This window comes from Facklamia sp. HMSC062C11 (assembly GCF_001810675.1).
In the GTDB taxonomy this organism is placed as follows: Bacteria; Bacillota; Bacilli; order Lactobacillales; family Aerococcaceae; genus Facklamia; species Facklamia hominis.
In genome coordinates this window covers 1-424 of sequence record NZ_KV802378.1, presented here as the reverse complement: position 1 = coordinate 424, position 424 = coordinate 1, and the positions used below count along the sequence as shown (strand labels likewise).

The 424-nt window shown below is 38.2% G+C and carries 1 protein-coding gene; it reads right to left on the bottom strand.

Annotated elements, in window-relative coordinates; genetic code table 11:
• A partial coding sequence (locus HMPREF2758_RS01090) for a transposase (protein WP_148128865.1) occupies window positions 1–311 on the bottom strand: 311 nt, incomplete at its 3' end.
• Window positions 312–424 lie beyond the last annotated feature (113 nt).

Here is a 424-nt window from a genome sequence, read left to right as displayed (position 1 = left end):
TCGGACTGTCTAAATCGACAAATTGTACGGTAAGAAGGTACTTCATTTTGACACAACCAGATAGCGGGCAGATTTTCGCGAGCCAATTGTTCCATCGAGCGACTGGTGAAGACACCGCGAGAATAAGCATATAATAATAACTTGAGTAACATCGAGAAGTCATATTTACGAGGACGACCAAAGAGATAGGGATAATGAATCTCTAGAGAGTCCACAAATTGATGAATATAGTAGCTGATGTGATCTTCTTGAGGGCGGTATTGATAAGAGACTTCCAAATAAAGTTGATTTAGGTTATAATGAGTATGCATTTTTTGGTCCTTTCTAGGATTGAAATGGAAACAGAGGGGTGAGGTCCTCTGTTTTTTTATCGACTAACTTAATTATAACATAAAAACCGGCTGAATCGTTGATATTACAACGA